We start from the raw sequence: 5,139 nt of genomic DNA, 5'->3' as shown, positions 1-5,139 counted from the left end.
TCTCCCTCAACCGAGAGATTATCCGTCTCACCCAAGAATTCGAACAATGGTTGCAAAAATAACATCAGGAGCCTCCGTCTACGGGGCATTATACTATAATCACGAAAAAGTGGACAAGCAGCAAGCCCGGCCACTGGCATGAAACCGGATTATGGAACCGGCGGACGGCAATCCGACCATCCAGCATTGCATGCGTTCCTTCGAACCGTATCTGGCAGCCAACCGCCGGACAGAGAAACCGGTTATCCATGTCTCACTCAATCCGCATCCGGACGATATGCTGACCGATGAACAGTTGGCAGCCATCGGGCAGGAATACATGGAAAAGATGGGGTATGGCGACCAGCCCTATATCATCTACCTGCATGAGGATATCGGCAGGCCCCATATCCATATCGTCTCCCTGCGTATTGACGGGCAAGGAAAGAAAATCAATGATTATAAGGAGTGGCAACGCTCTACCTCGGTTTGCCGGGAACTGGAGAGAAAATACCATCTGTCGGCAGCCGAGAAGATGGGACGGCGGGAAGCTTTGCCACTCACTGTTGTCGATTACCATAAAGGAGACATCAAGCACCAGATAGCGAATGTGGTCAAGCCCATTATGCAGGAATACAAATTTCAATCCATTAAAGAGTTCAGAGCACTGCTCGGCCTTTTCCATGTGACAGTAGAAGAAACTCATAAAACGATAGACGGGAAAACCTACCACGGGCTGATCTATGCGGCTACCGGTGAGAAGGGTGACCGGGTGGGCGTAGCCATCAAATCCAGCAAGATCGGCAAGAGTGTGGGCTATGAAGCCCTGCACAAGAAATTTTTCAAAAGCAAACAATGGATGGCAAAACATCCCATTCCCCAGGAGACAAAAGAGGCGATTGCCACGGCTCTGAAACAGGATACCCGTCAGGGATTCCTAAAAGAACTCTCCGGAAAAGGCATCGCCGCCACGCTTTATGAGAACGTTGCGGGGGTGATTTACGGAGTTACCTATATAGATCATACCTCCAAAACCGTGTTTAAAGGTTCTGCATTGGGAAAGGAATACTCGGCATCGGTTATCAACCGGCAATATGGTACGGTTCTACCGGGAAAGGAAGAGGAAGAGCCTCGCTTGCACCAGAGCGAACCGGTGGGAAAAGAACCGGGACTGGTGGAAGGGCTGCTGGACATCTTCTCACCAGAGTCTTATCCTTATCCGGGAGAAGACCTGCCCCAAAGCCCTTACGGGAAAAAGAAGAAGAGAAAGCGCAGGGGACCGCGTCTCGGTTAATAAAATGTATCACTATTAATCCATTAAGATAATATGTCACAAGACGAAACCAGAGGACTCAATAAGAACCTCGACTTTATGAGGGCTGTCAGCATCATCTTTTTAGTAATGAATGTCTATTATTTCTGTTATCCCTACTTTCTTTCCATGAATCTGACCATTGGTGTGGTGGACAAGATGCTGCTCAATTTCCAACGGGATACGGGACTGTTTTCCCACTCGTTGGTCAGCAAATCCTTCAGCCTGCTCTTCCTCTTCTTCTCCTGTATGGGAGCTAAAGGACGGAAGGATGTGGAGATGTCATGAAAGCATATCGGCTGTTATCTTACAGCCGGAGTGTTGCTCTTTTTCGGTAGTGAGTTCTTATTGACAACCCGTTTCTCTGTTACGCTTCTTACCTTATCATATGTATCTACCGTAGCCGCCGGATATATCTGCCTGCTTACCGCCGGAGTCTGGATTACCCGCTTGCTGAAGAACCAGCTCATGGATGACGTCTTTAACGATGAGAACGAGAGCTTCATGCAGGAAACCCGCTTGATCGCCAATGAATATTCGGTGAACCTGCCGACACGTTTCTATTACAAGAAAAAGTGGCACAACGGCTGGATCAATGTCGTATCCCCGCAGAGGGGGTGCATCGTGGTGGGATGTCCCGGTAGCGGGAAATCCTACTGTGTCATCAACCAGTTTATCAAGCAGCAAATAGAGAAAGGCTATGCACTCTACTGTTATGACTTCAAATTTCCGGATTTAAGCCTGATCGCTTATAACCAGCTGCTTAGGAATAAAGATAAATATGTCAAGCCGGTCGGTTTCTATGTCATTAATTTTGATGATCCACGCCACAGCCACCGGTGTAATCCGCTTAATCCCTCATTCCTGTCCGATATTGCGGATGCCTATGAATCAGCTTATGTGATCATGCTTAACTTGAATAAGAGTTGGATTCAGAAGCAGGGGGACTTCTTTGTGGAAAGCCCGATTGTGCTCTTCGCTGCCGTGATCTGGTATTTAAAAATTTTTGAAAACGGACAGTACTGCACCTTCCCGCATGCCATCGAGCTGTTGAATAAGCCATATTCTGACCTGTTCACTATCCTTACCTCTTACCGGGAGTTGGAAAATTATCTTTCCCCGTTTATGGATGCCTGGAAAGGCGGTGCGATGGAGCAGCTCCAAGGCCAGATAGCTTCCGCCAAAATTCCGCTGTCCAGGTTGATTTCACCTGCCCTTTACTGGATCATGACCGGAGATGACTTCACGCTGGATATCAACAATCCGGATGCCCCGAAGGTCTTATGTGTAGGCAATAACCCTGACCGCCAGAACATTTATTCGGCGGCATTGGGGTTGTACAATGCCCGTATCGTCAAGATGGTGAACCGGAAAGGCAAGCTCAAATGTTCCATCCTGGTGGACGAGGTTCCAACTATTTATTTTAAAGGGCTTGACACGTTGATAGCCACCGCCCGGAGCAACAAGGTGGCTGTTATGCTCGGTGCCCAAGACTACAGCCAACTCGTTAGGGATTACGGCGACAAGGAGGCGCGTGTGATCCAAAATACAATTGGCAATATTTTTGCCGGGCAGGTAGTGGGTGAAACCGCAAAGAATCTCTCGGAAAGGTTCGGAAAAGTACTCCAGCAGCGCAAGTCCATCAATATGACCAGGGAGGACACCTCGACCAATATCTCTACCCAGCTCGACTCGCTCATCCCCGCTTCCAAGATATCCAACCTCTCGCAGGGGGAATTTGTCGGTTCGGTCTGCGACAGTTTCGATGAAAAGATAAATCAGAAGATATTCCATGCCGAAATCATAGTGGATAACGAACAGGTAGCTGCGGAAACGAAAGCCTACCGGAAAATCCCGGTGATCACGGACTTTACCGGTGCGGACGGTAAGGACCACATGGAAGAGGAAATCGAAAGGAACTACTATCAAATCAAGGAAGACGTGACGCAGATTATTGAGAAAGAGTTGCTCCGCATTGAGAATGATCCCAACCTGAAACACCTGCTGGAAACGGCAGACGATGAATAATCCCTATATAATTTATTAATCATTTAAATGTTGTAAACATGGAAAAAGTAAAGAAAAGTTCTCCGGCTGCTCTGCCGGGAAAACCCTGCTTCCCCTGGGTGGGAGGCAAAAGAAGACTGCTCCCCGTACTGATCGAATCGCTTCCGAAAGACTTCGGGCAGATGGATACATACGTAGAACCATTTGTCGGGGGCGGTGCCCTGTTCTTCTGAATAAGACAAACCTATCCGGAAATCCGCTGCGTCATCAATGATTCCAACGAGAGCCTGGTCAATGTCTACCGCGTCATCAAGGAATCCCCGGAAGAGTTGATCGGGGTGCTTGCCCGGATACAGGAGGAATACATCGCATTGGAAGAACATGCCCGAAGAAAAGCCTACTTCATGGAGAAACGTACCTATTACAATGAAGGTACCCCGGATAACATCATCCGTGCAGCCCTGTTTATCTTCTTTATGCGCACTTGCTATAACGGCATCTACTCCGTGAACCGCAAGGGAAAGCTGTCCGTCACCTTCGGTTTCGGTGGAAGGGTGAAACTGCTGGAAGAGGAACTGATCCGCTTTAACCATAAGCTGTTGCAGGATGTCATTATTCTGGACGGTGACTACCGGCAGACCGGAAAGTACATCGGAACCAAATCCCTCTTTTATTTTGACCCGCCTTACAAGCCGGTCAATGAGAGTAATGCCTGTACCTCGTATATGCCGCAGGACTTCGGGGACGAAGAGCAGGTCGCCCTGGCAGATTTCTGTAAGGAAATAGACGACGCGGGTGGCAAATGAATGCTTTCCAACTCCGATCCCCGGCAGAAGAATCCGGAGAATACCTTCTTCGACGCCCTCTATGCCGGTTTCCATATCCAGCGGATCAGTATCTTCCGTTCCATTTGCTCCATTGCCGAGAAGAGGGAAACGGTCAACGAGCTGCTGATTAGAAATTACTAAAAACAGCTATCCGGAAGTTAACCGGAGGCTGAAATAATAAAGAGAGCCAAATCTGTTTGACCGGATTTGGCCCTCTTTTTATGCTTTAAGCGGTGACAGCTTTGTTATAATTTTCAACCGTGCTGTTTCGTTTGCGACCTTTCCTTGGTGGAAGTGTTTCCGGCATGGCGTTGCCGGTTCTCCGGAACCATCTTCTTTCCCAGCAGGTAATCATTCAGGTCATTATATTCCGCATAACAGTCCGACTTGTCCTTAACCGGACATCCGGCTTCTGTCATTTGGCAGAATGCTTGCTTTCCTGCAGGATCATTATCCAGCAGACAGAAAGCACTCTTATATTCTTTTAATATCGGGATAGCCTTGTCTACATTGCTGACCGAATTTAATACGATATAATCGGCAGGCTGCCCGCTGCCGGGGCGCATTGATTTGAGTGTGAGGTATGACAGGTAGTCCATGAAACCTTCGACTACGATACAATGGTCGCCGCCGTTTTTAATATGTGTAATCTCCTTGGGAGAGATGCTCCCTTTCAGGTATTTGTTGCGGATCTCATACCCGCCGCTCCGGTTGGCAAAGGCCACGGCAAAATACCATTTGCCCTTGTTCTCGAAATGCACTTCCTTGCAAGTCTTCCGGGCAATTTCGGCTAAGATACCTCTTTCCTTGAGATAATCCAGCAAGACCGGGTTTGTCAGCGGATCAACGCGTACCTGCCGATAACCGGCAGCCTGCGGCTCCGGCTTCCTGACAGAGGCGGCAGGCCGGAAAGCAGCCGGGAAATGTCCCTCTATCGCTTTTAATGCATAAGAGATATTCTTCGTCTTTTGCAGCTCCATCGCCAGGGTGATGATGTCCCCTCCTTGTCCGATA

3 protein-coding genes and 2 pseudogenes are annotated in these 5,139 nt (G+C 48.6%); 4 read left to right on the top strand and 1 reads right to left on the bottom strand.

Features of this window, described 5'->3' with window-relative positions; translation table 11 throughout:
- Positions 1-151 precede the first annotated feature (151 nt).
- The 4 genes and pseudogenes from mobB to BSCG_RS30145 all read left to right on the top strand — a co-directional run bounded on the left by mobB (position 152) and on the right by BSCG_RS30145 (position 4,266).
- On the top strand, positions 152-1,273 hold the full coding sequence (gene mobB / locus BSCG_RS04685) for a conjugal transfer protein MobB (protein WP_008777110.1): 1,122 nt from the start codon (positions 152-154) through the stop codon (positions 1,271-1,273).
- A 33-nt stretch (positions 1,274-1,306) separates the two neighbouring features.
- A pseudogene (gene mobC / locus BSCG_RS0127925) lies at positions 1,307-3,319 on the top strand (conjugal transfer protein MobC).
- 38 nt (positions 3,320-3,357) lie between these two features.
- Positions 3,358-4,104: pseudogene (locus BSCG_RS0127915) on the top strand (DNA adenine methylase).
- A complete protein-coding gene (locus BSCG_RS30145; RefSeq protein ID WP_162864668.1) occupies positions 4,105-4,266 on the top strand; it encodes a hypothetical protein in 162 nt (53 codons plus the stop codon).
- Between the two features lie 113 nt (positions 4,267-4,379).
- Here BSCG_RS30145 and BSCG_RS04690 read toward each other — a convergent pair.
- Positions 4,380-5,139 (bottom strand): toprim domain-containing protein (locus BSCG_RS04690; protein WP_371179513.1); only part of this gene is annotated, 760 nt, incomplete at its 5' end.

Source organism: Bacteroides sp. 2_2_4 (assembly GCF_000157055.1).
Taxonomy (GTDB): domain Bacteria; phylum Bacteroidota; class Bacteroidia; order Bacteroidales; family Bacteroidaceae; genus Bacteroides; species Bacteroides ovatus.
This window is presented reverse-complemented; position numbering and strand designations above follow the sequence as displayed.